Annotated in this window: 4 protein-coding genes; all 4 read right to left on the minus strand. The window is 40.7% G+C overall.

Going from position 1 to position 4247, the window contains the following annotated elements; genetic code table 11:
- Positions 1-117 precede the first annotated feature (117 nt).
- Complete coding sequence (gene lytC / locus HT693_RS00180) at positions 118-1608, minus strand: choline binding-anchored murein hydrolase LytC (protein ID WP_007284876.1); 1491 nt, start codon at positions 1606-1608, stop codon at positions 118-120.
- Positions 1609-1645: 37 nt separating this feature from the next.
- Positions 1646-2404: a triose-phosphate isomerase gene (gene tpiA, locus HT693_RS00185; RefSeq protein ID WP_000087893.1), complete on the minus strand. Its 759-nt coding sequence runs from the start codon at positions 2402-2404 to the stop codon at positions 1646-1648.
- Positions 2405-2501: 97 nt separating this feature from the next.
- Positions 2502-3179 (minus strand): DnaD domain-containing protein, encoded by a 678-nt coding sequence (locus HT693_RS00190; RefSeq protein WP_138704986.1) that lies wholly within the window; start codon positions 3177-3179, stop codon positions 2502-2504.
- A gap of 8 nt (positions 3180-3187) precedes the next feature.
- Positions 3188-4132 carry a homoserine O-succinyltransferase gene (gene metA / locus HT693_RS00195; RefSeq protein WP_023938497.1) on the minus strand — a complete coding sequence of 315 codons (945 nt, stop codon included), beginning with the start codon at positions 4130-4132 and terminating at the stop codon, positions 3188-3190.
- Positions 4133-4247: the final 115 nt, after the last annotated feature.

Consider the following 4247-nt stretch of genomic DNA (forward strand, 5'->3'; position numbering starts at 1 on the left):
TTTTCATTGAGTATAAGATTCATTTCCGAGCAAGTTCTTGAATTTACTCGAGGATAAACTATCATAAAACAAAGAAAAAGAGGGTGCTACTATCACATCCCTCTTTCTAATCAGAGCTTAATACCAAACGCTGACATCTACGCGCCCTTGGATTCCTTTCATGTATTCAGAAGAGGTATATTGCCAACCTTTTTCTCCTGAATAATGAGGGTTTTCCCATTCTAAAGCATTGTTATAGGCCGCTACCCAGTTTACATGTTTTAAAATATCTGGGTGTTTTAAACGCGTCTGTAATAAACTACGATAGCTATAGACATACACATTTTGATAACCCGCCTGCTTCATCGTCTCCATGTACTTGTTGATAATCTTAACCCAAGTACCTGTATCATTCGGAGCACGCTTACTTTTATTCACATACTCCCAGTTCTCAACATCATAGTAGATAGGGTAAGACAAGTTCATATTGTATTTCTTCAGAAGTTCAATGGTCTGTTCAGCATCATTCTCAGCATCAGTCTCATTTTCAGCATAGGTATAGAGATAGACGCCATAAGGTATTCCCAGACGGTTTAACTCCTTAATGTTATGCGCCAATTCCTTGTCTTCTTTACCGCTATAACCTAGACGAACAATGACACCATCTACTTCATTTTCATCAATAACCTTTTTCCAATCATTGATACGGCCATTGTGCTCACTAATATCAATAACTTTCTTAGCATGTTCGGTTCCAACTTGTTCTTCTCTATTATTAAAGAAATAGCGTTTACCATCTCTGTGAACCCAGCCGACATTCAAATCTTTCTTTTCTTTGAGCTCACCAGAGGCCGCAAAGATATAGCGAGCGCCATCCATAATCACTTCATCAGTCGCCATGGCACCACTTCCAGTCAAATAGTAGTTGCCTTGCCACTCATTCTGAGCCATATAGCCCCACTTCTTGAAATAGTACCATTTGCCGCCCACTTTTTGCCACTCTTGGTTAGCATAAGTTCCATCGGATTTGAGATAAAAATAAGCAGAATAGGCTGGATCATAAAGCCATTCATTTTGCATCATGGCACCTTGACCGTTCAAGAAATAACTTCCTTGCCATTGGCTTTTAGCCATGTAACCCCACTTCTTGAAGTAGTACCACTTATTTCCAATCAATTGCCATTCTTGATGAGCATAAGCCCCATCTGACTTGAGATAAAACCAACTCTTGTAATTATTATCATAAAGCCACTCGTTTTGAGCCATATAGCCACCTGATTTCAGGTAGTAATTGCCCTGCCACTCATTTTGAGCATAACGACCGTCTGATTTGAGATAAAACCAAGCTTTGTAGTTATTATCAAAAATCCATTCACTTTGAGCTTTAGAACCATCAGCCTTTACATAATAATCTCCATCCCAGTGGGCAGAGACACTGTTTCTCTGTTCATTGCTACTAGTTGATGAAGTTCCTGTTGATAGACTAGATTTTTCTGAAACTGTGCTTCCACTTGTTTCATCTGCCGCAATTCCTGAAACTCTTACGCCAAGTAAGCAAAGGCTTGCTAGCCCTATACATACAAATTTTGTTTTCAATCTTTCCTCTCCTATAAAAAATGGAACAGACATCTGAATGCTGTTCCACCTAGCTTTTGCTACTTACTGATTATTTTACAAAGTCAAGCAAAGCCAAGAAGCTTTCAGCTTCAAGTGACGCACCACCTACAAGGGCACCGTCAACGTCTGGACAAGCCATGTATGAAGCAACGTTCTCAGGTTTAACAGAACCACCGTATTGAACACGAACTTTGTCTGCAACTTCTTGACCAAAGTCAGCAGCTACAACGTCACGAACAACTTTACACATTTTTTGTGCGTCGTCTTGTGAAGCTGATTTACCAGTACCGATAGCCCAGATTGGTTCGTAAGCGATAACTGATGCAGCAACTTGTTCAGCAGTCAATCCAGCCAATGCAGCAGATACTTGAGCACCTACAAATTCAGCAGCTTTACCAGCTTCGTAAGTTTCAAGTGACTCACCACAACAGATGATTGGAAGCATACCGTTTGCAAAGATTGCTTTTGCTTTTTTGTTGATATCTTCGTCAGTTTCATGGAAGTAGTCACGGCGTTCTGAGTGACCGATAACAACGTAGTCAGTACCGATTTCTTTCAAAACTTGTGGGCTTGTTTCACCAGTGAAGGCACCTGCATTTTCAAAGTAGCAGTTTTGAGCAGCAACTTTAAGGTTTGAACCTTTTGCCGCAGCAAGAACTGTTGTCAAATCAAGAGCTGGAGCAGCGATACCTGCTTCAACAAGATCTGATGAAGGAAGTTTTGACGCAACTGCTTCAACGAATGCTTTAGCTTCTTCTGGATTTTTGTTCATTTTCCAGTTACCAGCGATAAATGGTTTACGTGACATTTCACATACCTCTTTTTTCAATTTATTTTCTACTTATTTTATCACAATTAGACACAGCTTGCAAATCTTACTCGGATTTCAAGCCTGCTGACATGGATTAATCCTTCCAGAGATCCATAGCATTTCTGAAATCTGCCGATACCTGTGTCAACTGAGGATTGCTTGCTTCTCTTTCTGCCCGCTTAGCCTCGATTTGAGCCACACTTTTGATACCTTCATGTCGCCAGTTTCTCAAAATCGCCTGGATGTACTTCCAGTTTGGTTTTCCATTCAAAACAGCTTCACGAAGAGCTTCCTTAATCAAGTCAGCACTGGTTCCATCTTCCTTTAGTGTCTTCATCAAATCCTCAATCTCAAAAGGCGTCAACAAGCGTCCCAACTCCTGCTGGAAGGTTTCCACCAAATCCTTAAGATGATTTTGAGGTATCAACTGGTCTGAACTCGAAGCAATAGCTCCAAGCAAGTCATCCAAACGTTCCAAAGCCAAACTAGCATCAAAGAGCAATTCAATTTCGCCATTCAATTCGATCGTTCGATACTGAAGCAGTCCCCTCTCCGTCAGATTGGAAATAGCCTGATTGACTTCCGAAATTTCCTTGCCAATCCTTTCAGCAATCTGGCTTGGCGACATTTCTTCTAAGCCTGTCGTATTTTGCAAATAGAAAAATTGCCAAACCAGAAAATCGTCGCTAGAAGGAAAGAGTTCCTTAAAATGCAAGAGCAGGGCACTCGGTAAAACCAAGTTCCCTGATTTAAAAGCGTCTAAATATGTCATAATTCCTCTTATAAATACCCAAATGCAGATGCATCATCTTCTATTTTTCTCCAGTCAAAAGGGGTTTCCTGATAGACTGCATAATTTACCCAGTTACTGAAAAAGAGGGCTGCCGATGAAGACCAACAAAGACAAGGCGTCTGATTAACATCATCATCCTTAAAGTAATTTTCTGGAATATGAGGATCTAAACCTGCATCACAATCTCGGAAATACTCTTTTGCCAAGGTATCACGGTCATATTCCAAATGCCCAAAACTATAAATTTCACGCAAATCACGACTAGCCAAAATCGAAACCCCAACCTGAGAACCCTCTGATAAAATCTCGAGATTGGTTTTGTTTAAGACCTCTTCCTTAGAAATCTCCGTGTGCCGAGAATGAGGGGAAACATAGCTATCGTCAAAGCCTCTTAAAAGAAGGTGCCCTTCTTTTAAAGTGTCCTGAGGATAAATACCCGATAACTTACTGTCCATCTGGTATTTTTCCACTCCATAACGCAGATAAAGACCAGCCTGAGCCCCCCAACAGATATAAAGGGTCGAATAGACATGGGTCTTGGACCACTCAAGCACCTGGCTAAATTCCTCCCAATAGTCCACTTCCTCAAATGGTAAATGCTCAACTGGAGCACCCGTGATAATCATCCCATCAAAATACTCATCCTTGACTTCAGGAAAGGTTTTATAAAAGGTCTCCATGTACTCTGAACGAGTTGTTTTAGAACGATGGCTCTCCATATAGAGAAAATCAATATCCAATTGCAGGGGCGTATTAGCCAAATGGCGCAACAACTGGGTTTCTGTGACCATTTTCTGTGGCATGAGATTTAAAATTAAAATCTTCAAAGGACGGATATCTTGGTGGGACGCACGTTGATCATCCATGACAAAGATATTCTCTGTCCGTAAAATCTCAACAGCTGGTAATTTTCTATCAATTCGAATCGGCATAACCCTCTCCTAACTGTACTCTTTCAGAAATAATTGCATATGTTTGAAACTCTTCGAAAATCTCTTCAAACCGCGTCAACGTTGCCTTGCCGTACGTATATGTTACTGACTTCGT

The sequence above is a fragment of the Streptococcus sp. 2154 genome, assembly GCF_013277255.1.
GTDB classification, from domain to species: domain Bacteria; phylum Bacillota; class Bacilli; order Lactobacillales; family Streptococcaceae; genus Streptococcus; species Streptococcus pseudopneumoniae.